This is a genomic window from Caballeronia mineralivorans PML1(12) (assembly GCF_001028175.1).
In the GTDB taxonomy this organism is placed as follows: Bacteria; Pseudomonadota; Gammaproteobacteria; order Burkholderiales; family Burkholderiaceae; genus Caballeronia; species Caballeronia mineralivorans.
The window spans coordinates 119,139-141,229 of record NZ_AEJF01000230.1 but is presented as its reverse complement, the minus strand read 5'-3'; the positions used below and the strand labels follow the sequence as shown (position 1 = coordinate 141,229).

General features: G+C 62.0%; 19 protein-coding genes. 6 read left to right on the top strand and 13 right to left on the bottom strand.

Translation table 11 applies throughout. The features are described 5' to 3' along the window. From EOS_RS38375 to EOS_RS38355, 5 genes are all read left to right on the top strand, one after another. Positions 1-1,359, top strand: a 1,359-nt coding sequence (locus EOS_RS38375; RefSeq protein ID WP_047897432.1) for an amidase, incomplete at its 5' end; no start/stop codon positions are given. A gap of 84 nt (positions 1,360-1,443) precedes the next feature. Beyond that, positions 1,444-2,193, top strand: a complete 750-nt coding sequence (locus EOS_RS38370; protein WP_047897431.1) for a DeoR/GlpR family DNA-binding transcription regulator — start codon at positions 1,444-1,446, stop codon at positions 2,191-2,193. Further along, positions 2,168-3,466, top strand: coding sequence for a Zn-dependent hydrolase (locus tag EOS_RS38365; protein WP_047897430.1), 1,299 nt, complete (start codon positions 2,168-2,170; stop codon positions 3,464-3,466). The genes EOS_RS38370 and EOS_RS38365 overlap by 26 nt, the downstream gene beginning before the upstream one ends. A 72-nt stretch (positions 3,467-3,538) precedes the next feature. Then, positions 3,539-4,501, top strand: a complete 963-nt coding sequence (locus tag EOS_RS38360) for a phosphotransferase family protein (protein ID WP_047897429.1) — start codon at positions 3,539-3,541, stop codon at positions 4,499-4,501. 39 nt (positions 4,502-4,540) lie between these two features. After that, positions 4,541-5,482 carry a choline/ethanolamine kinase family protein gene (locus tag EOS_RS38355; RefSeq protein WP_200908750.1) on the top strand — a complete coding sequence of 314 codons (942 nt, stop codon included), beginning with the start codon at positions 4,541-4,543 and terminating at the stop codon, positions 5,480-5,482. Between the two features lie 19 nt (positions 5,483-5,501). On the opposite strand, the gene EOS_RS38350 is transcribed toward EOS_RS38355, so the two are convergent. Genes EOS_RS38350 through EOS_RS38335 form a run of 4 tightly spaced genes read right to left on the bottom strand, consistent with a single transcriptional unit; the run spans position 5,502 to position 9,944 of the window. Further along, a complete protein-coding gene (locus tag EOS_RS38350; protein ID WP_047897428.1) occupies positions 5,502-6,734 on the bottom strand; it encodes an NAD(P)/FAD-dependent oxidoreductase in 1,233 nt (410 codons plus the stop codon). Between the two features lie 17 nt (positions 6,735-6,751). Further along, positions 6,752-7,105 carry a RidA family protein gene (locus tag EOS_RS38345; protein ID WP_047897427.1) on the bottom strand — a complete coding sequence of 118 codons (354 nt, stop codon included), beginning with the start codon at positions 7,103-7,105 and terminating at the stop codon, positions 6,752-6,754. Between the two features lie 3 nt (positions 7,106-7,108). After that, positions 7,109-8,635: an amidase gene (locus EOS_RS38340; protein WP_047897426.1), complete on the bottom strand. Its 1,527-nt coding sequence runs from the start codon at positions 8,633-8,635 to the stop codon at positions 7,109-7,111. Positions 8,636-8,657: 22 nt separating this feature from the next. Continuing rightward, complete coding sequence (locus EOS_RS38335; protein WP_047897425.1) at positions 8,658-9,944, bottom strand: MFS transporter; 1,287 nt, start codon at positions 9,942-9,944, stop codon at positions 8,658-8,660. 96 nt (positions 9,945-10,040) lie between these two features. Here EOS_RS38335 and EOS_RS38330 point away from each other — a divergent pair, with 96 nt between their 5' ends. After that, positions 10,041-10,697, top strand: coding sequence for a helix-turn-helix domain-containing protein (locus EOS_RS38330; RefSeq protein WP_047897424.1), 657 nt, complete (start codon positions 10,041-10,043; stop codon positions 10,695-10,697). On the opposite strand, the gene EOS_RS38325 is transcribed toward EOS_RS38330, so the two are convergent. The 9 genes from EOS_RS38325 to EOS_RS38285 form a co-directional block, all read right to left on the bottom strand. Then, the gene (locus EOS_RS38325) at positions 10,694-11,908 is read right to left on the bottom strand and encodes a winged helix-turn-helix domain-containing protein (RefSeq protein WP_047897423.1); all 1,215 of its coding nucleotides are present in this window, start codon (positions 11,906-11,908) and stop codon (positions 10,694-10,696) included. The genes EOS_RS38330 and EOS_RS38325 overlap by 4 nt on opposite strands. A 76-nt stretch (positions 11,909-11,984) precedes the next feature. Then, a complete protein-coding gene (locus EOS_RS38320) occupies positions 11,985-13,289 on the bottom strand; it encodes an NAD(P)/FAD-dependent oxidoreductase (RefSeq protein ID WP_047897422.1) in 1,305 nt (434 codons plus the stop codon). Further along, positions 13,289-14,581: an NAD(P)/FAD-dependent oxidoreductase gene (locus EOS_RS38315; protein WP_047897421.1), complete on the bottom strand. Its 1,293-nt coding sequence runs from the start codon at positions 14,579-14,581 to the stop codon at positions 13,289-13,291. Before EOS_RS38315 ends, EOS_RS38320 begins: the two co-directional genes overlap by 1 nt. Before the next feature lie 58 nt (positions 14,582-14,639). Continuing rightward, positions 14,640-16,214, bottom strand: a complete 1,575-nt coding sequence (locus EOS_RS38310; protein ID WP_047897420.1) for a DUF3138 family protein — start codon at positions 16,212-16,214, stop codon at positions 14,640-14,642. A 43-nt stretch (positions 16,215-16,257) separates the two neighbouring features. Further along, positions 16,258-17,160: an ABC transporter permease subunit gene (locus tag EOS_RS38305; protein WP_047897419.1), complete on the bottom strand. Its 903-nt coding sequence runs from the start codon at positions 17,158-17,160 to the stop codon at positions 16,258-16,260. Further along, entirely contained in the window at positions 17,157-18,077 is a 921-nt protein-coding gene (locus tag EOS_RS38300) for an ABC transporter permease subunit (protein WP_082163677.1), read from the bottom strand. The genes EOS_RS38305 and EOS_RS38300 overlap by 4 nt, the downstream gene beginning before the upstream one ends. Next, a complete protein-coding gene (locus tag EOS_RS38295; protein ID WP_047897417.1) occupies positions 18,074-19,228 on the bottom strand; it encodes an ABC transporter ATP-binding protein in 1,155 nt (384 codons plus the stop codon). Before EOS_RS38295 ends, EOS_RS38300 begins: the two co-directional genes overlap by 4 nt. Positions 19,229-19,440: 212 nt before the next feature. Beyond that, positions 19,441-20,559, bottom strand: coding sequence for a polyamine ABC transporter substrate-binding protein (locus tag EOS_RS38290; RefSeq protein WP_047897416.1), 1,119 nt, complete (start codon positions 20,557-20,559; stop codon positions 19,441-19,443). A 92-nt stretch (positions 20,560-20,651) separates the two neighbouring features. Next, entirely contained in the window at positions 20,652-22,088 is a 1,437-nt protein-coding gene (locus tag EOS_RS38285; RefSeq protein WP_047897415.1) for an aspartate aminotransferase family protein, read from the bottom strand. Positions 22,089-22,091 lie beyond the last annotated feature (3 nt).

Here is a 22,091-nt window from a genome sequence, read left to right as displayed (position 1 = left end):
GCGATCGATCGCCGGCGCGCGGCCGGCGCGCCGCTCGGGCCACTGGCCGGGATTCCTGTTGTCGTCAAGGACACCATGGACATGGTGGGTTTTCCGACGACCGGCGGCTGGTCGCTGCTTTGCAGCTTGGCCGGCGGCGTCGATCTTTTGCCGGGCACCGACTCACCTGTCGTCGCGAGAATGCGTGCGGCGGGTTGCGTGATCCTTGGCAAGACCAATGTGCCTGTGCTCAGCGCCACGGGTTCGCACGCCAACGATAGTTGGGCCGGTCCCACCCTGAACGCGGTCGATCCCGCCTTCATGCCAGGTGGCAGCAGTGCGGGAACAGCGACGGCAGTAGCCGCGAGCCTGGCCGTCCTCGGGCTCGCGGAAGAAACCGGCGGATCGATCCAGAACCCGGCATCGGCACAGGCGCTGGTGGGCATCAAGCCGACCTTCGCGCTGGTTCCCAATGCGGGCGTGATGCCGCTTGCCGGAAGCACCCGCGATGTCGTCGGGCCGATTGCGCGCTGCGTACGCGATGCGGCGCTGGCCCTCGATGTCCTCGCCGGCTATTCCGAAGAGGACCCCAAGACGGTGGCGGCGGTCGGCATGAAGCCTCGCGGCGGGTATGCCGCGGGGCTCAGAGACGACGCGTTGCAAGGACAGCGGCTCGGCCTTTATGGCCCGGGTTGGCGCAATCGCGCACTGTCGGCTGAGACCGAGCTGCTGTACAAGCGTGCGCAATCCGAGCTCGAAGCGCGTGACGCCGTGGTCGTGGCCGACCCGTTTGCGGGCACCGGCTTTGCATCGCTCGGCCGTCCGGCACCGGGTTCCGATCACTTCGATGCACGCGGCATGGAAAGCCTGCCGCACGACATGCAGAAATACCTCGAACGTCTTGGACCGGCCGCCGCTCTCAAGTCATGGCATGAATTCGTCGCGGCCACGCGGGCCGAAGATCCGTTTTCGCCCACGGGCGTGCTGACCTATATGTCGAGCCTGCCGAATTTCGAAGCCAACTTGAAAGACCCGTCCGCACCGCCGGTGACCGCAGCGTTTTTCGCGCTGCGAGAAACCTATCTCGCGATCTTCGAAGACGTGATGGAACAGCATTCACTGGATGGTCTCGTGTTCCCGCAACTACGTGATGCACTGCCGCCACGGGAGGGGACTGAAACGCTGCACGAGACTACGGTATGCGAGATCAATATCGCCGGGTTGCCGGGCGTCACGGTACCCGCCGGATATTACGAATCGGGGTCGCCGTTCAACCTGATCTTCGTCGGCAGGCGCTGGAGCGAACCGGCCTTGCTGGCGATGGCTTACGATTACGAGACTGCCACCGGCCACCGGCGTTCGCCCACATTGCGGCTCTGAGCCGGGTCGAGTGCGTAGCAATCGACCGGGCAGGCCGCCCTGACCGGCAGCCTGCCCGGTACGTAGAGGAATGAACACGAAGCCATGTCAGAGCATCGATACCAAGAGATTCTTACCCGCCTCCACGACGATGGACGTGTCTCCGTCACGCCGCTTGCGAAGATACTGGATGTCTCCGAAGAGACCATCCGGCGTGACCTGAAAGAGCTGGAGCAAGGGGGCATGCTGCGCCGCATCTATGGTGGTGCGGTGCCGCCGAGGCTCGATCTGGAGCGGCCCGTCACCGAGCGCGGCAAGGTCAACGTGCGCGGCAAGGCGAAGGTGGCGGAGCTTGCCGAGAAGCTGGTCGAAGACGGCATGTCGATTTTCATCGACTCCAGTACGACGACAACGGCCTTCGCGCGGCGTCTGGTCGGCCGCAATCTCACGGTGACGACTAATTCCATTGACGTCGCCTTGTTGCTCGGCACGAGCATCAACCGGGTGAATCTCACGCCCGGCATGCTGCGCGGCAAGGACAACGCGCTGGTCGGTTACGAGACGCTGGATTATGCCCGGCGCTTTTTCTACGATGCCGCGTTCATGGGCATTGCCGCCTGCGACTTGCATCACGGCTGGATGGATTATGAGGAACACGAATCAAATCTTCGAGGCGTATTGAAAGCACAGACGCGTAGGAGCGTGGTGCTCGCCGATATCGATAAATTCGGCCGCCAGGCGTATCTCAACACCTTCCCGATCAACGAGAAGCTGACGGTGGTTTGCGACCGAAGACCGCCTGACTCATTTTTGGAGATTTTTACCCAGCATGACATCGACCTCATTCATCCCTGAGCCAGCGGGTTCCGGGAAAGCTGGCGCCGGGCAGGTCGCTCGCATGCTTGAGCAGTTCGCGGTATTCGGCGGGCTTGAAACCGGCGGCGTTACGCGCCTCTGCGCCAGCGCTGCCGACGGCGAAGCTCGCGACGCATTCGCGGCTTTGCTCGAATCGGCCGGAGCGGAGGTGCGTACCGACAGCGTCGGCAACCAGTACGGCATTTTCCGTCTGGCCACGACGAAGGGTGCCCCGCTTGTCATGATGGGCTCCCATCTGGACAGCCAGCCGCAAGGCGGCCGTTTCGACGGCGTGCTGGGCGTGCTCGGCGCGCTTGAAACCGGCAGGCGTTTGATGCAGGCGAAACGCGAGGGCGTGGTGTTCAATGCGGATTTCTGCGCGGTTAACTGGACCAATGAGGAGGGCGCGCGGTTTCGTCCCAGCTTGCTCGGCAGCGGCACGTTTTCCGGCCGGATCAAGGCGGAGGACGCGCTGGCCAGCCGCGACGACGACGGGTTGACGCTGGCACAGGCACTGGACGCAATCGGTTATCTCGGTACGGATGCACCGCCACCGGTGCCTGCCTGTTACGTCGAATTGCACGTGGAGCAGGGGGCGATCCTGGAAGCGGAAGGCGTGCCGATCGGGATCGTGACGCGCAACTGGGGCGCCGCCAAGATGGATGTCTGTTTCCACGGAGAGCAGGCGCACACGGGGCCGACGAAGATGCGTTCACGGCGCGATGCGTTGTTCGCCGCGGCGCAAACCATCTGCGACGTACGCGATATTGCGGACCGGTGGCCGGACCGGATCCATACGTCCGTGGGCCGGCTGGTCGTGCAGCCGAATTCGCCGAACGTGGTGCCCGCGCGTGCCGATCTGTCGATCGAGTTGCGCGCGGTCGATGACGACATCCTGAGAAGCGCCGAGGAACTGGCTACGCAGGCGATCCAGAAGGCGGCCGCGAAAGCCAACGTCCGGGTCGACGTCAGCAGCCGGACTGCCCGGCCGATCCGCACCTTGCCGTCCGTGCTCAGCGACCTGATCAAACTGTGCGCTGCTGAGACCGGCCATGTGTGCAGGGAGATCGATACGGTTTCTGGTCACGATGCGCTCAGCCTGCTGGACGTCTGTCCCACTGGCCTGGTGTTTGTTCCGAGCGTGGGCGGCATCGCGCACAACGAGCGGGAAGAGACGCATTCGGACGATGTCGACCGGGGCATGGCGGTGCTCACGCGAGTCGCCCTGCGCCTGTGCCAGTCGCGGGGCGATCCGAAACAGGCGGCGTTGTAGCCGGCTTTTTAAAGGTCCGCGTCATCCGGTGCGGCATCGGGCGCATCGCGTTTATCCGAGGAGCATGAGTTCATGAAAGCACCGGGATCTGCGTCAACCGATTCGGAGTGCGCGGCCGAGGCCGCCCTCGGTTCGATCGAAGCCTGGCAGCATCGGACGATCCGCTACGAAAGAGCGGTCATGCCCGTGATGTCGCCGGTCCATCGCGCCGTTGCCAGCGATTGCTGGCGCGTGACGCTCGACGACGACACCGCCTTCTTCATGAAGGTGATCAATCGCGACTTGATCGAACCCGTGAATGTGGCAGCCGCTTATCGCGCAGCCGAAGCTGCGGCGAGCCGTTTGCTGACACCGTCGCCGCGTTTTCTGCTCGAAAGGTCCGGGGCCGCGGTGTTCGACCTGCTCGGCGCCGGATGGGAGACCGCGCGTCTGGACGACCTGTCGCGCCCCGATGTGCTCGCGAAGCTGATTGAAGCGAAGCGGGCCATCCACTCGCTGGCGCCCTTCGAGCGGGACACGAACGTCTTCGACAGAATCGCTCGGCTTGCGCGCGAGGCGGACCAACGCCGCGTGCCTTTCCCATCGGACGTGGTGGCCCTGATCGCGACCGCAGCGCGCATGGGCCGGGCGATTAGCGCGTCGGGTCTGGACCGTGTCCCTTGTCATGCTGATGGCACCGCCTCGAACGTGATGCTGCATCTGGACGGCCGGCTCCAGCTAGTCGATTTCGACGAAGCCGCCAACACGGACCCGCTCTTCGACCTTGCCGTCACCCTGAACGAAATACTGAGCTTCGAAAGCGAATGGCCCGGCGCGCTGGAAATGGCGGAAGGGCGGACATCGGCGGTTTCCGTCAATCGCTGTCGCCTGTACGCATTCGCCGACGATCTTCGCTGGGGCCTGTGGGGCCTGATGATGGATGCGGGTTCGCCGCGCCGTAGCATCGAATTTTTGAAATATGCACAATGGCGATTGCTCCGCTGCCGCATGGCGCTCGATCGTATGGATCTCGATGAAAAGCTGAACCATGTATGACGGCCGCGGCGTGACCACCATTCAAGAGGCCCGACGATCATGCAGATGAAGGTTCTGGGTGCGGCTGCGAGCGACACGGAACGGGACATCGAGACCGTGCTGCGCTCGATCCAGCCCTGGGCTGGACGGTCGCTGCGTTATGCGCCCGTTCCCGGCGGCATCAGCAACACGAACTGGCGTGTGTGGGTCGATGACGATTCCGCCAGTTTTTTTGTCAAGATTCCGGGGCGCGGTACGGAGCAGTTTATCGACCGGAAGGCCGCGTTTGCCGCGAGCAAACAAGCCGAACTGATTGGCATTGGCCCGCGTCTTTATGATTACGCCGCCGCGCAAGGTGTCGAGATCAACGACTTTGTCGAAGGTAGGACGACGTGCTCCAACCGAGATTTTATGGAGCGCAGCGTGCGGGCGTCGGTCATGGGTTTGTACCGCACGCTCCATGCTTCGCCGTTGCTGCCGCTGACCAAGACCATCTTCGGCCTGATCGATGAACACGTCGCTCAGGTTCGTCAGATGAATGGCAAGCTGCCTGCGGATTTCGACCGGCTGCTCGCCGAATATCACAACGCGCGTGCTGCTATCGAAGCATCCGGACTCGATCTCGTGCCGTGTTTCAACGACCCCATGCCGGGAAATTTTTTGCGCGACGAAGCCGGTTCGATCATCCTCATCGACTACGAATACGCGTCGAACAACGACCGTTGTTATGACCTTGGTGCGTTGAGTGGCGAGATGTTCTTTTCTAGTGAGACCGAGGCGGAGATCATCGAGACGTACTTTGGTCGCGTTAGCCCACAGATCAGCGCAAGGGTTACCGTGCACAAAGCACTGGCCGACCTCAAATGGGCGACGTGGTCGATGATCCAGAACGAGATGTCGACGCTGGACTTCGATTACTTCAAATACGGCGCGTGGAAATTCATGCGCGCGCGCTCGGTCATAGACGGCCCGCATTGGGGCCGCCTGTTGACGGAAGTTTGAGCGTGTTAAAGCACTGCGTTCAGAATCGCTCGGCCCTGAACGGTTGCAGATCGACAAGGGGTTTTTCACCCGTCACCATCTCTGCTATAAGCCGCCCCGTAATCGCACCAAGCGTCAGTCCATGATGAGCGTGGCCGAATGCAAACCACAGGTCGTCATGCTTCGGCGCCGGGCCGATGACCGGCATCATGTCGGGCGTGCAGGGTCGGCGCCCCATCCAGGGTTCATCGTCGAGGCGCTGTTCCAGCGGGAATAAACCGCGTGCGATCGGTTCGACGGCATCGAGTTGCACAGGCGTTTTAGGCGCATCGCGAAGCGCGAGTTCCGCGCCTGTGGTCAGGCGGATCCCACGTGACATCGGCGCGATCAGGTAACCGTTTTCGACATCGAGTACCGGATGGTTCAGACGTGCATCCGATCGCGCCGCATAGTGCATGTGGTAACCGCGCTTCACGGCCAGCGGAAGCCTGTAGCCAAGCCGTGTGGTGACGTCGTTCGACCACGGCCCCATCGCGATCACTGCCGAGCGGGCGCTTAACACACCGGCTTGTGTATTGACAGTCCAGTGGTCCTTCAGCGTAGTCGCATCGCCGATAAAGAACCGCCCGCCCAGCCTGTCGAAATACCGTGCGTAGGCCGTGACCAGTGCGTTCGGGTCGCTGACGGAATCGGCTGCGGTGTAGCGCAGACCGCCTTTCAAGGACACGTCGAGATCGGGTTCAGTCTGACGCAAGCGCGTTGGATCGAGGGCATCGAAGCTCACGCCATACTCGCGCTGCCAACGCTGCACGACCTGCATTTCCGAGTCCTGCTTGGCGTTCGTCCTGAACACCTTGATCCAGCCGGATGGTCGCAGCAACGCGCTCGCACCCGCTTCGGCCGCGAGCGACCGGTGCTCCGTCACGCAATGCTCGATCAGCGTCGAGTACCGGCGCGCGATCGCTGCATGCCGCGACGGATGCGAGTTACGCCAGTACCGCCAGAGAAACGGCGCGAGCCTGAGGAGGGCGTTGGGGTGATAGCGGACATCGAGCGAGGTGTTGCGCGAGTATCTCAGCAGGTCGCTCAGCGCACGCGGGAAGGCGTACGGATAAACCCCTTCGCGCTGGATCAGTCCGGCGTTGCCGAACGAGGTCTCGTTACCCGGCGGCTTGCGGTCCACGAGCGCGACCGAGCGGCCGCGCTTTTGCAGATGCACCGCGATCGATACACCCACTATGCCGCCGCCGAGCACGACGGTGTCGAATTTCATGTGTGTTCCTCGTGGCGTCAGGCGAGCGCTGTTACGGCGATTTCGACATCGCAACCGGGTTTCATCAGGAGTGCCTGGACGCAGGCGCGCGTGGGTGCGTGGCCCTCGGGAATCCACGCGTCCCACACAGTGTTGAATTCGGCGAAGTGTTTCGGATCGCTTAGCCAGATGTTGGCAGTTATTAGCCGCGTCTTGTCTACTCCGGCGGACGCCAGGAGCGTATCGATCCGCTCGAGAATATTGCTGGCCTGTTCGGTGATCGAGACGTTGGCGTTGTCCGGGACCTGCCCCGCGAGATGGACGTAGCCATTGGCGATCACCACCTGGCTCATTCTTGCGTTGGTTTGAAGACGTTTGATTTCGTTTGACATGGTTTAGACGGTCGAGGTACCGGTATTGCTTTCGCCGGCAGCATTAAAAATGGGCGGCGCAGTGACGATCGATTTCAACGATAACGTCGGCTGTGCAAGCTTCGATAAATCAGGACGTGGACGGCGCAGGACCGGCGAAGTGTCGAAGGCCTGTTCCATTGCATGGGCGACCGCGAGCGTCTTGTGATCGCCATGAAAAGGCCCGACGATCTGCAGCCCGAACGGCATGCCGGCATGATCGACGCCGCAGGGTAACGAGATCGCCGGGTGCGTGGTCAGCGTGACAACGTAGGTGAGCGCCAGCCATCGATAATAATTCTCCTGCGCCCGCCCGCCAATCTGCGCAGCATACAACTCCTGCCACGGGAACGGCGAAACCGGCGTGGTCGGCGAGAGGATCACATCGTACTCCGCGAACGCGGTTTGGAATCGCTTGAAAATACGCGTCTGCTCGGCTTGCGCCCAAGCGCTATCGGCGAGCGTCATGCTTGCGCCGAGCTCGTAGTTTGCCCGCGTGTTAGGCCCGAGAGAGTTCGGGTCGCGGGCGTAGGCATCGCGCAAGCCCGCGACGAAACTCTCCGCGCGGATCACGTCGAAGCAGCGGTGGACATCGCCGAGATCGAAGCTTGTTTCTTCACAGGTATGGACCATCGGCTTGAGCGCCGCCATGCGCTCACGAAAGATCTGGCGAATGTTTTCATCGACGTCGCAATTGCCGAAATCTTCCGTCCAGCCGATGCGCAACGCGCTCAGATCGAGCGCCTGCGGCGTCGCGAAACTCAGCGGATCGGACTCGTAGCCGAGCGGATCGGACGCCGAGATGCCCGCGGTCGCGGCGAGTTGCAGGCAGGCTTCGGCAACGGTGCGGCCCATGGGGCCGACGACGGATATCGGCGTCCAGCCAAGCAGCTTGCGCGAGTTCGGCACGAGCCCAGGCGAGGGCCGGAAACCGACCACGCCGCATTTCGATGCCGGTATGCGCAGCGAACCGCCCGTATCCGAGCCGGTGCAGACCGGCAGCATGTCGCAGGCAAGCGCTGCCGCCGCGCCACCCGATGAACCGCCCGCGTTCAGTTCCGGATTGAACGGATTGCCGGTCGCGCCCCAGACCGGGTTGCGTGTGTTCGCGCCCGCGCCGAGCTCCGGCACGTTGGTCTTGGCGACAAGGATCGCGCCCGCTGCGCGCAGGCGTTCGACGAGCAGGACATCGCGGGCCGGGACGTTGCCGCGGGACATCGGCGAGCCGTAGGTCGTGAGCAGGCCCGCCGTATCTTCAAGATCCTTCACACCAAGCGGCAAGCCATGCAGCAGACCCAGTTTTTCGCCGTTCAAGACCTGGCGCTCGGCGGCTTTAGCCGCGTTGCGCGCTTCTGGGTAACACGTGGCCGTGACGGCGTTCACCGCGGGATTGATCGCTTCGATGCGCTCGATGCAGGCATCGAGCAACTCGACCGGCGAGATTTCCTTAGCGCCGATCATGCGGCGTAGTTCAACGGCGGATCGGCTGATCAGTTCGGTGGTGTGACTCATGACGTCTCCTTATCGTGCTTTCTCAGGCGAGCGGCTGGCCGGTGCGGTCCTTCAGCCAGATTACCGGTATCAGCGAGATCGCGCAGGCCGCTGCTACATACCATGCCGGCGCGAGCGGATTGCCGGTTTGCGCCACCAGCCAGCTTGCGATGAACGGCGAGAACCCGCCGAAAAACGATGCGCTCACCACGTAAGTCAACGCGATCCCGGTCGCGCGGACGTGCTTCGGAAACAGCTCCGGGATCATCACGAGGACCGGCACGATCTGCCCCGCGACGAACACCGCGAGCAAGCCCGAGATAATGCACAACGCTGTCATCGATGGATGTGCGCCGAGAAAGGCGAACGCCGGATATACGGCGAGCAACATGATGACCCGCGAAATCACGAGCACGCTCTTGCGGGTGAAGCGATCGGCGAGCCGTCCGGCGATGGGTGCAGCAACAAACAGCACCAGCGAGCTGACCACGCCCGAGCTCACCGCCGCCGTGGGCGAAAGATGCAGCGCGCGAACGGCATGGCTCGGCAGGAAAAATGCCGTGATATACACCGACACGGAGCCGCCGAGTTCCGCGAAGGTGCCCAGTATCGTCAGCTTCAGATGTGTGGTCAGCGCGGCTTTCAACGCGCCTTGAGGACGGGGTGCACCGGGTGCGCGATCAACCAGCGTTTCTTCAAGACGGCGGCGGATCAGCATGCCCGCCGGCGCCGCGACGATGCCAAGAAGGAACGGCAGGCGCCAGCCCCAGTCGAGCACAGCCTGCTTCGGCAACGCGACGTTCACGAGCGTGGCGACCAGCGCGCCGAGCGCGAGGCCAAGCGCCGTCGCGGCGAAGTTCCAGCTTGCGAAGAAGGCGCGGGTCTGATCGGTTGCATACTCGACCAGCAAGGTCGTGCCCGGCCCGAACTCGCCGCCGGCTGCAAATCCCTGGATCAGCCGTGCGGCCAGCACGATGAACGGCGCCACCATGCCCGCGACGGCATAGGGCGGGGCGCAGGCGATCATCGCGCAACTCAACGCCATCAGCATGATGGTCAGAACCATCGCCTTCTTGCGGCCGACGCGGTCCGCATACGCGCCGATCACGATTCCACCCAGTGGCCGCACGACAAAACCCACGCCGAATACGCCGATCGACAGCAGGAACTGGTTCACCGGCGACGCGCCCGGGAAGAAAAGCTGGCCGATCTGGATCGCGAAGAAGCTGTAGATGGTGAAGTCGTAGAACTCGAGCGCCGTGCCGATCGTCGTCGCGGCAATGACTTGCTTCTTCGATAAACCGGCCTTGTCCAGTACGAGTGTTGACACGATCAGCGTCCTTGATTAAAGGGAAATCGATGTGAGTTATCATATACGAGAAAAAATAAAATTCTCGTATCCGACAAAAATCTTGAAGCAGGTGTTATGGCAAAAGCGGCTGTTACAGCGGCAAAATCGATGAAACGCGATGCACCGCCGGCCCTCGATCACAAGACGGTCGGCGCGCGCATCCGGCAGGCTCGTAAGGCGCGGGGGTTGACGCTGACGGAGCTATCGGAGCGTTCGGGGATTGCCGTATCGACGATCTCGAAGGCGGAACGCGGGGATATTGCGCTGACCTACGACAAGTTCGCGGCGCTCGCGCATTCCCTGCAGCTTGAATTCGACGCGATATTCGGGCGCACCCGGGAGGTGGCCGGCGCGGTTGCGGGGCCGATGGAACCGTCGTTCACGGCATCGGGCGAACAAGTGATCTACGACACGCCGAACTACGAGTACGGCATGCTCGCCAACGACCTGACCGGCAAACGCATGGTGCCGATGCGCGCGCACATCCGCGCGCGGGACGTGTCGGATTTTCCCGAGTACATCCGGCATGGGGGCGAGGAGTTTGTGTTCGTGCTTGGCGGCTCGCTCGAGTTGCGTTTCGAGGACGGCAAGGTGTTTGGGCTCGCGCCGGGCGACAGTCTTTATTTCGATAGCGCGCTAGGACACGTGTATGTGACCACCAGCGAGGAGGACGCGGAGGTGCTGGTATGTTGCGTCGATGCCGGCTCGAATCGTCCTCTCGACGCGATCTAGGCTGCACCGGTCAACGCTGCGGCGAGCGTTGCGGGAACACCGGCACCGGCGGCTAACTGCGGCGTTTTATGCCAGTCCGCACAACGCTGCAGCGCCCGGCGCAGATCGGCCGTCAATCCTGTGCCGATACGCACGCCCGGCTCCATATGCAGCGACTTCAGTTCGAAAACACCTTGCGTACGATGCGCCTTAGCATCGACCCGTCCGATCAGGCGGCCACGGTGCAGGATTGGTAGTGCGAAGTAACCGTACTTGCGTTTCGCAGCCGGCGTGTAACACTCGATCGCATAATCAAACCCGAACAATACGCTCGCGCGCTTGCGGTCCCATACGACCGGATCGAACGGCGACAGCACTGTGGTCACCGTAGAAGCAACATGGCCTGCGGCTACATCGTCCAGCTTGTCCGCCAAGTCGCGATGCACGAACGCATCCGCTTTCCAGCCGTCGACTCGCACCGGTACCAGCTCGCCGGCATCGGCGAGTTCGTGCAACTCGGACGTGTACGGACGACGCGGCATGCGGTAATAGTCTGCTACCCAGTCAGCACGTGTTATGCCGAGCGCGCGGCAAGCACGACGAAGTAGTTCTTGCGGGACCGCCTCGGCAGGGGGCAGATCACGCTCGTCATTCCAGTCCGGCAGCACGCGTTCGGCCACATCGTAGATGCGATGAAAGTTGCGTCGTTCCGCGACCATCAACTCGCCCGTAGCGAACAGCACCTCCAGATGACGCTTCTCGGGTTTCCAGTCCCACCAGCCGCTGCCATTGCCGCCTTCACGTGCGAAGTCCGCCGAGCGAATCGGACCGTTCGCCCGAATCTGATCGAGCAGGCGTTCGATATCGTCGCGATGATTCGCATGCCATTCAGCCGCGTATTTCCACCCCATCCCGGCCGGATCGAGCATTCGATGACGCAACAGCCCGTAGTCTTCTATCGGCACGAGACACGCCTCGTGCGACCAGTATTCGAACAGGGCGCCTTCGGCCAGATGCTCGTCGAGCCATTGCGGCTGATAGTCGCCAAGACGGCTGAACAGCACGAGGTAAGGGCTGCGCGCGACCACGTGAATCGTATCGATCTGCAACTGCGCCATGCGGCGAATCGCGCTCAGCACGTCCGCTTTCGTCGCTTTACGTCGCGGCGGCGTAAGCAGGCCTTGGGCTATCAGATGCAAGGTGCGGGCGGCCTGCAGGGGGATCGTCTTCATGCGGTGGGCTCATAATCGGGGCGCTTTGGTCAGATACGTTACCAGAGGATCGACATGATCGCGCGGCGGGAACCGCTCACAAGAGATCAAGCACGCGGTGATAGAGCATGCCGATTTCGAGCGCGGGCCGGCGCCACGTCTGCCTACCCGGAAAGCGTGTGTGTTGCAGGCGTGCGAACAGATCGAACGAGGCGGTGTCTCCGGAGATTGCCTTCACGAGGACTTGCGCCGCCATGCCCGTCAACGCGACGCCATGCCCCGAGAAACCCTGCACATAGTAGTAGTTTGAATCGATCGCGCCGAAGTCCGGCGCGCGGTTGCGCGTGACATCGACAAAACCGCCCCACGCGTGTGCGATGCGGACATCGGCGAGTTGGGGGAACACGCGCACCATGCGCTTCCTGATCTGCTCGGACAACGCCGCAGGCGATGCGCCCGCCGAGTTCGCACGGCCGCCGAACAGCACGCGATGATCGGCCGAGACACGGAAATAATCGAGCAGGAAATTGTTGTCGCAGACAGCCGGGCGCTTGCTAATCAGCGCGTCGGCGCGAGCCTGGCCGAGCGGTTCCGTCGCGACGATATAGGACGCTATCGGCGCAATGCGCGCGGCCACTTCGCTGGGCAGCACGTCGCCGATAGTCGCGTTGCCGCACGCGATGACAAAGCGGCAGCGCACCTCGCCCCGATCTGTCTTCACGACCGGCTTCGCGCCGCGCACCACGTCGCGCACGGCGGAATGCGCGAAGAGCCGAGCGCCTGCGCGACGCGCGGCATCGGCGAGGCCGAGGCAGTATTTGAGCGGATGCAGGTGCCCGGAAAGCGCGTCGTGCACGCCCGCGAGATAACGCTCCGACGCGATCCGCGACGGCATGTCCTTGCCATCGATCCAGCTAAGGTGCGCGTGGCCCCATCGCGACTGCGCGGCCTCCATCCAGCGGCGCAAATCTTCCACGCGACGCGGTTTGGTCGCAACCGTCATATACCCCGGCGTGAAGTCGCAATCAATCCCGTAACGGGCAATGCGCGCCTTCACGAGCGCAACGCCCGCAATCGACATCGCCCACGCTGCGTGTGCGCCCTGCGTGCCGAGTTGCCGTTCTATCTCTTCGTCTTTCGCGAAGCCCGCGAGCGTCTGCCCGCCGTTACGGCCCGACGCGCCCCAGCCTGGCCGGTGGGCGTCGAGCACCACGACCGACAGACCACGCTCACGGCACTCGATCGCTGCCGACAAACCCGCATAACCGGCGCCGATTACGCAGACGTCGGCATCGACCATACCTTCGAGCGGTGGATCGGCGGCCGCGGGTCGCGTGACGCTGGCTTCGTAATAAGAGTGGCGCGCGAGTGCGTCGGCGCGTGAATCGAGGGTGTTGGCCATCAGAGAAAATCCTTCATTCGATACCACGCCATCGCGAGCACGAGGGCAGGCGTGCGCAGTGTAGCGCCGCCCGGAAAGTCGCGATGGCGAATCTTTTCGAATAGGTCGAAGCGCGACGCCTGACCATCGATTGCCTCGGCGATCAGCTTGCCCGCGAGCCCGGTCGTATTGACGCCGTGCCCTGAAAAACCTTGTGCGAAGTACATCGTTGGCGAGACGCGGCCGAAGTGCGGCGCGCGATTCATCGTGATGTCGACCATGCCGCCCCACGCGTAGTCTATGTTCACCTCGGCGAGTTGCGGGAAGGTCTTCAGCATGTCCTGGCGCATCGCCTGAGCGAGATCGCGCGGCTCCAGGGTCGAATAGCTGACCTTGCCGCCCCATAGCAGCCTGTGGTCCTTCGAACGGCGAAAATAATCGAGTACGAAGCGGGAGTCGCACATCGCGGCATTCGCGGGCATCAGCGACTTCGCACGCGCCTCGCCGAGCGGTTCGGTCGCGACCACGTAGGTGCCGACCGGCATGACCTTGCGTGCGAGTGCCGGCGCAACGCTGCCAACGAATGTATTGCACGCGAGCACGACGAATTTTGCCTCGACCACACCATGCGTTGTAGCGATCCGATGCCCATTCCCATGCGACCGGATGTCGGTCACGCAGGAATCCTCATGTATTCGCGCACCGGCTTCGCAGGCCGCGCGCGCAAGACCGAGTGTGTAGTTGAGCGGATGCAGGTGACCGCTGTCGGGATCGTGCAGACCGCCTACATAGCGGGCCGAATCCACGAAGCCATGCATGGCATCTCGCTCGACGATGCTGAAGCGGTCGTAGCCGAAATCCCGGGCAGTCTGATCGCGCCAGACGCGCAGTTCATCCAGTTGGCGCGGCTTGTTCGCGGCCGTCAGGTACCCGAGCGTCAGTTCGCAATCGATACGATGCTGCTCGATACGCCCCGTCACAATGTCAAGCGTCTCGCGTCCGAGTTCCCACATGAGCCTGACGTCCGACGGCGACATGGTCTTGGCGAAAGTATCCATGCCACAAGCAAAGCCGCCGATCATCTGGCCGCCGTTGCGACCGCTTGCAGCCCAGCCGACTTTCGACGCTTCGAGCACGACCACCGAAAACCCGCGCTCGGCAAGATTCAACGCAGCCGATACACCTGTGAGCCCGGCGCCGATCACGCAGACGTCGGCGCGTACGGTGCCTTCGAGCGGCGCATGGCGCGTGGTGTCGTTGGCGGTTGCAGCGTAATACGAGGGGACGTGCGGTTGATTCGAGAATTTGAGCATGAGCGAGCCAAAACGGACAACGGGCCGCGAGGCCGGTGCAAAACACCGGCCATCGCGGTTAGAACGAGTAGATGAACTGCGTGGCGAGCAGGTCGTTGGACTTACTGTACGAACCGTCGCTACGCAGGAACACCTTATTGTTCGCCCAGTCGTGGCGGTATTCAACTTTCACGGTGATCTGCTGGGTCGGGAAGAACAGCAGGTCGAGCGCCACGTCCTGACGGTTCGAGCCCTTGCACTCGAAGCCGAGGCCGCCGTTCGCCTGCGAATTCGCAAGGCACTCCGAACCGATGCCGAAGCCGTTGTACGGATCGCGGCCCGACGAGTTCAGCGCAACGCCGCCACCGCCACCGCCGTTCTTGCTGTCGGCGAGGTAGTCGTAGCGCGCGGTCACGCCCATGCGGCCGATACCTTCTATGTTGAACTTGCGATGTGCAAGCAGCGAGATGCCGTACCACTGCGCCTCGCCACCGTTGAACGCTGCGTGCTGCTGCTGGCCGTAGTCGACTTCGGCGTTGTAGGTCACGTCGGCGAGCGTGTAGGTCAGGTCGGCCTCAGTGAAGAAGAACGTGCCGGCGGAGCTCGGCGACTGACCGCCCACGCCGTAGGTGATGGCACCCGTGGTGGCGTCGGTGGCGCTCGGGAGCGTCTGCCGGCCGATGTTGAACGACCCGCCGATATCGAGTGCGCTGGACCAGGTGTAGTCCGTGCGCGCGGTGAAGGTCGGTATCTTGTTGCTGGTCGTGATCGGGTCGCCGAGTGCGTTCGTGCCCGTCTGCGTGACGGAGCCGTAGGTGCGGTACTGCTCGTTGCCGAGGAAGAATTTCGACGCCCAGTTGCCGCTGGTGTAGTTGACGCCCACACCAATGTAGCTGCCCGGATCGGAGAAGTCATACAGCAAGTTGTGCGTGAGCGTGGTCATCATGTTCGACTGCTGCACTTCATAACCGCCGAAGCTCGGGATGAGACCGGTGACGAACGAGGTCGTCGCGGAGATCGGTACGGTTACAACCGCTGTGTTCAGGATGTTGTTGCCAATCCCGCCCTTCGAGTTTTGCAGCAGCGTGATGCCGTTGCCCCGGTTAGGCATCAACGTGATTTCTGCCGATGGCGCCATCGGACCCACGCCGAAGGTCTTCTTGATGTCGAGATACAGATCGCCGAAGGTGCTGTTGAAGTAGTTGTACGTGCTCTCGTGGTTCGCGAACAGGAACGACGACGAGCTTTGTGCGCGGTTGTAGACGTAGGTCGGATCAATGTAGCCCGTAATCGACAGGCCCGCGATCGGACCGGTGGTCGCCGCATCCGTGAGCGAATCCACCTTCAACTGCTGGTTCGCAATCTGCTGCTTCATGCGTGTGACGTCGTCGTTGGTGAGCGCCGCGCGCTGCGCGCCGTAGTCCGGCGACGAGATGTCCACCGGTGCAGCAGCGGCTGGTACAGGTGCCGCTTGCGCGGTAGCCACCGAGGGCACGGTCTTCTTGGTTGCGACTTCCGTGCGCAGTTCCTTGACCTCCTTTTGCAAGGCTTCGAGTTGTTTTTGAAGTGCCTTGATTTGCGCACTTGTCGAATCGGCCATTGCCATGCCGGGCATACACGCCGCGACCAGCAAGCAGATCAGTTTCTTTTGCATCCCATTTCTCCGGTTGTCGTGTTATTACGGGGAACTGCTGTTTTTATGCGGCTTTCAGGGCTTCTTCGCGGTTCGTGCGCTCGTTGGCCTCGCGCTCCATGTCCGACTTCGCGGTGGCGAAGGCGAGTTGCATGTCGCGAACGCGCCTGCGTTCTTTTCCGAGCATCAAGGCGTTGACCAGGATCACGCCGATCGTCACGATTGCAATGAAGAGGGTTGCGAGCGCGTTCATTTCAGGGTTCAGGCCGAGGCGTACGCGCGAGAACACGACGAGCGGCAGCGTGGTCGAGCCGGGGCCCGACAGGAATGCCGACAGCACGAGGTCGTCTATTGAAAGCGTGAACGAGAGCAGCCACCCGGACAGCAGCGCCTGCGAGATCAGCGGCAGCGTGATGACGAAGAACACCTTGAACGGCGTGGCGCCGAGATCGAGCGCAGCTTCTTCCAGCGAACGGTCGAGTTCCTTCACCCGCGACTGCACGATGATTGCGACATAGGACACGCACAGCATCACGTGGCCGATCCAGATCGTCAGCATGCCGCGTCCCTTTGGCCAGCCGAACATCTGTTCGAGCGCGACGAAAAGCAGCAGTAGTGAGATGCCCTGGATCACTTCGGGGATCACGAGCGGCGCGTTGATCATGCCAGTGAAAAGCGTGAAGCCGCGAAAGCGGCCGAAGCGCGCGAGCACGAAGCCTGACCACGTGCCGATGACCACCGACGCGCACGCGGTCAGCAAGCCGATCTTGAGCGACAGCCACGCGGCGCCGAGCAGCTCGTCGTCGTGAAGCAGCGCGCCGTACCACTTGAGCGAGAACCCGGACCAGACCGTCACGAGTTTCGACTCGTTGAACGAGTACACGACCAGGCTGATGATCGGGATGTAGAGGAACAGGAAGCCAAACGTCAGCACGCTGGTCGAGAGAAATTTATTGGGTTTGGTCATTTCGATGCCTCCAGTTCCTTGACCTGGTAGTACTGGAACACGGCCATCGGCACGAGCAGCAGCACGACCATGGCGACCGTCACCGCTGAAGCCATCGGCCAATCCATGTTGTTGAAGAACTCGTCCCACATGACCCGGCCGATCATCAGCGTGTCGGCTCCGCCGAGCAGTTCGGGAATCACGTATTCGCCCACCGCCGGAATGAACACAAGCAGGCTGCCCGCGATGATTCCGTTCTTCGAGAGCGGCAAGGTGATCCGGGTGAACGCCGTCCATGGTTTTGCGCCGAGGTCATAGGCGGCTTCCAATAGCGTCAGGTCCATCTTCACAAGGTGCGCATAGAGCGGCATCACCATGAAGGGCAGGTACGAATAGACCATGCCGATATAGACGCCGATATCGGTGTGATAGAGGCGCATCGGCGTATGCAGCAGGCCGAGCGCGATCAGCGTGTGGTTCAGCAGCCCGTCGTCCTTGAGGATGCCGATCCATGCATACACGCGGATCAGGAACGAGGTCCAGAAGGGCAGCATCACGCCCATCATCAGCACGTTGCGTCTGGACGGTTCAGCGCGCGCGATGTAGTACGCAACCGGGTAGCCGATCAGAAGACAGAAGAACGTGGAGACTGCCGCCATCTTCAGCGAGCTGATGTAGGTCGCGATATACAGGTCGTCCTGCAGCAGGAACAGGTAGTGACTGAATTGCAGCGCGAAATGCATCACGCCGTCCTTCATGCTCACGAGATTCGTGTACGGCGGAATGCCGAGCTTCAGGTCGGCGAAGCTGATCTTGAAGACGAGCAGGAAGGGCAGCGCGAAGAACAGCGTGAGCCAGAGGAACGGCGCGCCGATTACGGCAGTACGGCCGGACGGCACGATGCGCGCGAGGAGCGAGGAGCGAGTGAGGGTTTTCATTGTGTGAGCACCACACCGGCGGCCGCCGACCAATGGACGAAAACTTCGTCGTTATAGGAAGGCGCGCCGTTGGCCATCAGGTGCGCGCTGGCAAGATTGGAAACGATCGTCTTGCCGCTCGGCAGTTGCACGTGATACAGCGAATAGCTGCCCATGTACGCAATGCCGGAGACCACGCCGCGTGCCCAGTTGTGCGGGGCGGTGGGGCGTTGCGTCGAGACAAACACGCGTTCGGGCCGCACCGAGATGCCGACCGGCATGCCAAGCGGGCCGGTCACGCCATGGCTCACGTACATGCGCGAATCGAGGTCGTCGCTTGCTACGAAGATGTGGTCGGGTTCATCCTCCACCACGACACCTTCGAACAAGTTTGTCGAGCCAATGAACTCGGCCGAGAAGCGGCTGTTCGGATAGTCGTAGACCTGGTTCGGAGAGCCAATCTGCACGATGCGGCCTTCGTTCATGACGGCGAGGCGGTTAGCCATCGTCATGGCTTCCTCCTGGTCGTGGGTGACCATCACACAGGTGACATCGACTTTCTCGATAATGTTCACGAGTTCAAGCTGTGTCTTCTGGCGGATCTTCTTGTCGAGCGCGGACATCGGTTCGTCGAGCAGGAGAAGTTTCGGTCGCTTGACGAGTGAGCGGGCGAGCGCAACGCGCTGCTGCTGGCCACCGGAGAGCTGATGCGGTTTGCGTTTTGCGTACTTGCTCATCTGCACGAGGTTCAGCACGTCGGCAACGCGTTCCTTGATCTCGTTCTTCGGCGTGCCTTCCTGCTTGAGGCCGAACGCGACGTTCGCGGTCACGTCCATATGCGGAAAAAGTGCATACGACTGGAACATCATGTTCACCGGGCGCTTGTAGGGCGGCAGCGTTGCAAGGTCTTCACCGTCCACGTAGATCTTTCCCGACGTGACGGTTTCGAACCCGGCGAGCATGCGCAGCAGCGTGGACTTGCCGCATCCGGAACTGCCGAGCAGCGCGAACAGTTCGTTCTTGGCGACCGTGAGCGAGACGTCGTCGACGGCGAAGGAATCGCCGAACTTCTTGACGACGTTTTCGATGCGGACAAAGTCGTTCGTCGCGGGACGTGCTTCGGGGCGAATCGGGGTCGCCTCGACAGGCTTCAATACGGGAGTTGAATTCATGGCGTCGAGTCTTGATTGCAAGTGTGTTGACGGATTCGTGTGAATCCACCTCAAGTGAATCCACCTGAACGCAGGCGCAAGCGGTCCCATACGGGTCGCGGAGGCGACTCACAGGAAAGGCTGCGAAGCGTGGCAACGGGCTGCGCCTGACGGCGGCGCAGGCCGGGATTTCTCTGCGGTGCGTGCGATCAGGACCGCACCGCGTCAAGCCATCAGGTTCCGGTCTTCAGTCGTGCCCAGAGGCGGTTTTCGAGGCGCAGGATGTCGGCCGAAAGCGGACGCATCAGGGTCATCTTCGAGAGCACGTCGTCAGGCGGATAGACAGTGTGGTCTTGCGCAACCGCGGGCAGCACGAACTGGCGCGCGGCACGGTTGGCGGTCGGATAGAACACTTCGTTGGTGATCGCCGCGTTGGTCTTTGGCTCGGAGATATAGTTGATCCACTTCATCGCGGCCTCGGGGTGCGGCGCGTCCTTTGGCACGACCATGACGTCGAACCACAGCAAACCGCCTTCCTTCACGTTCGAGAACTTGATCTCATAGCTACGCTTGGCTTCGGCAGCGCGGCGAGCCGCGATACCGACGTCTCCCGACCAGCCCAGTGCGACGCAAACGTCATTGTTCGCAAGGTCGTTGATGTAACCGGATGAGTTGAATTGCGTGATATAGGGGCGGACTTTCTTCAGTACATCGAAGGCCGCCTGGTAGTCGCCCGGGTTCGTGCTGTTCGGGTCGCGATGCATGTACTGCAACGTGGCCGCAAAGACGTCCACTGCCTGATCGAGGATCGAGATGCCGCAGCTTTTCAGCTTCGACGCGTTGGCTGGATCCAGGACCAGAGCCCAGCTATCGATCGGCGCATTGTCGCCAAGCGCCTTCTTGACCGCTTGCACGTTATAACCGATGCCATCCGTGCCGTATGCCCATGGCACCCCGTACTGGTTGCCCGGGTCGGCTTCGGCGATCATCTTCATCAGCGTCGGGTCGAGGTTCGCGAGATTCGGTATCTTCGATTTGTCGAGCTTCTGGTAGACGCCCGCTTCAATCTGCTTCGCCATGTAGTTCGAGGTGGGCACGACGATGTCGTAGCCCGAGCTGCCCGCCAGCAATTTTGCTTGCAGCGTGTCGTCGCTGTCGTAGTTGTCGTACTTGACCTTGATGCCGGTCTCTTTCTCGAAGGTCGGGATGGTGTCCTTCGCGATGTAGTCGGACCAGTTGTAGACGTTGAGTTCGCCATCGGCGAACGCGGGCACGGCGGTGAAGACACCTGCGCCCGCGACGACGGACAAGGCGGCGATTGCAATTGCATGACGAAGCTGACAGGGGATCATGGTTTTATGTTTCCTCTAGGTGGAAAGCCCGGGGCGGGCAGCGTGTGGACGTGTGAAATGCCCGCTCCGGTTGGTAACGATTGGTAGCGGTGTTAAGAAAGCCCGAGTTGCAGTGCGGTCGCATCGATGGCCTTCTTCGCCTTCGACACAATCTCGTCAATCTCGCTTCGGGTGATGACAAGCGGCGGTGACAGCAACATCCGGTCGCCGGTCGCGCGCATCACGAGGCCGCCGTTGAAACAGAAATCGCGGCACAGCGTGCCCACATCGCCGCCATTGGCGAAGCGCTTTTTCGTTTTCGGATCTTCGGCGAGCTGGATGCCGGCGACCAACCCGGTGCCCGCGATCTCGCCGACAATCGGATGGCCCGCGAAGGTTTCGCGCAACACGCTCTGGAAGTACGGACCGGTGTCGTTCTTCACGCGCTCCACGATGCCTTCGTCTCGCAGGAGCTTCAGGTTCGCGACAGCGACAGCGGCGGCCACAGGATGGCCCGAGTAGGTGAGACCATGATTGAACTCGCCGTTCTCGATGATTGCCTTCGCCACGCGATCGTGCAGTCCGACTGCGCCCATCGGCACATAACCGCTGGTCAGGCCCTTGGCCATCGTGATGAGGTCGGGTTCGAAGCCGAAGTGCTGATGCGCGAACCACTCTCCGGTACGGCCGAAACCACCGATCACTTCGTCGGCGATCAGCAGTACGTCGTATTTGCGGCAGATGCGCTGGATCTCCGGCCAGTAAGTCGAAGGCGGGAAGATCACGCCGCCCGCACCCTGGAACGGTTCGCCAATGAAGGCCGCTACGTTCTCCGGCCCGAGTTCGAGAATCTCGTGCTCCAGTTGCTGCGCACGCGCGAGACCGAAGGCTTCGGGCGTCATGTCGCCGCCTTCGCCAAACCAGTAAGGCTGGTCGATGTGCACGATATGCTCGACTTGCGAGGGCATCTGCTCGTGCATATAACCCATGCCGCCAAGCGTGGCTCCCGCGATGGTCGACCCGTGGTAACCGTTCTTGCGCGAGATTACGAACTTCTTCAGCTTCTGGCCTTGCGTCGCCCAGTATTGATGGACGATCCGCAGCACGGTGTCGTTGCCTTCCGAGCCGCTGTTGCAGTAGAAGAAGTGATTGAAGGGCGCGGGCGTGAGTTCGGCCAGCAGCGCCGAGAGTTCGATTACCGGCGGATGAGTCGTCTTAAAGAAGGTGTTGTAGAACGGCAGTTCCTGCATTTGCCGGAACGCGGCGTCGGCAAGTTCGCGTCGTCCATAACCGACATTCACGCACCAGAGGCCGGCCATGCCGTCGATCATCTTCTCGCCATCCGAATCCCACAGATAAACGCCCTTCGCCTTCACGATCACGCGGCTGCCGGCGCGGTTGAGCGCCCCCATGTCCGAGAACGGGTGGATGTGGTGCGCGGCGTCGAGCGCGCGATACTCGGCGGTCGTGCGTTGCTGCTGCGGCGCTTGAGCGCTCGGCACGCCGGCCGCCGGTTGCACGAAAGCCGATTCTCCGAATCGATAGTTCATGTC

Bases quoted from the DNA above. Each gene is read 5' to 3' on its own strand.
- EOS_RS38370 (WP_047897431.1), top strand. From the start codon at position 1,444: ATGTCAGAGCATCGATACCAAGAGATTCTTACCCGCCTCCACGACGAT.
- EOS_RS38365 (WP_047897430.1), top strand. From the start codon at position 2,168: ATGACATCGACCTCATTCATCCCTGAGCCAGCGGGTTCCGGGAAAGCT.
- EOS_RS38360 (WP_047897429.1), top strand. From the start codon at position 3,539: ATGAAAGCACCGGGATCTGCGTCAACCGATTCGGAGTGCGCGGCCGAG.
- EOS_RS38355 (WP_200908750.1), top strand. From the start codon at position 4,541: ATGCAGATGAAGGTTCTGGGTGCGGCTGCGAGCGACACGGAACGGGAC.
- EOS_RS38350 (WP_047897428.1), bottom strand. From the start codon at position 6,734: ATGAAATTCGACACCGTCGTGCTCGGCGGCGGCATAGTGGGTGTATCG.
- EOS_RS38345 (WP_047897427.1), bottom strand. From the start codon at position 7,105: ATGTCAAACGAAATCAAACGTCTTCAAACCAACGCAAGAATGAGCCAG.
- EOS_RS38340 (WP_047897426.1), bottom strand. From the start codon at position 8,635: ATGAGTCACACCACCGAACTGATCAGCCGATCCGCCGTTGAACTACGC.
- EOS_RS38330 (WP_047897424.1), top strand. From the start codon at position 10,041: ATGGCAAAAGCGGCTGTTACAGCGGCAAAATCGATGAAACGCGATGCA.
- EOS_RS38325 (WP_047897423.1), bottom strand. From the start codon at position 11,908: ATGAAGACGATCCCCCTGCAGGCCGCCCGCACCTTGCATCTGATAGCC.
- EOS_RS38320 (WP_047897422.1), bottom strand. From the start codon at position 13,289: ATGGCCAACACCCTCGATTCACGCGCCGACGCACTCGCGCGCCACTCT.
- EOS_RS38315 (WP_047897421.1), bottom strand. From the start codon at position 14,581: ATGCTCAAATTCTCGAATCAACCGCACGTCCCCTCGTATTACGCTGCA.
- EOS_RS38310 (WP_047897420.1), bottom strand. From the start codon at position 16,214: ATGCAAAAGAAACTGATCTGCTTGCTGGTCGCGGCGTGTATGCCCGGC.
- EOS_RS38305 (WP_047897419.1), bottom strand. From the start codon at position 17,160: ATGACCAAACCCAATAAATTTCTCTCGACCAGCGTGCTGACGTTTGGC.
- EOS_RS38300 (WP_082163677.1), bottom strand. From the start codon at position 18,077: ATGAAAACCCTCACTCGCTCCTCGCTCCTCGCGCGCATCGTGCCGTCC.
- EOS_RS38295 (WP_047897417.1), bottom strand. From the start codon at position 19,228: ATGAATTCAACTCCCGTATTGAAGCCTGTCGAGGCGACCCCGATTCGC.
- EOS_RS38290 (WP_047897416.1), bottom strand. From the start codon at position 20,559: ATGATCCCCTGTCAGCTTCGTCATGCAATTGCAATCGCCGCCTTGTCC.
- EOS_RS38285 (WP_047897415.1), bottom strand. From the start codon at position 22,088: ATGAACTATCGATTCGGAGAATCGGCTTTCGTGCAACCGGCGGCCGGC.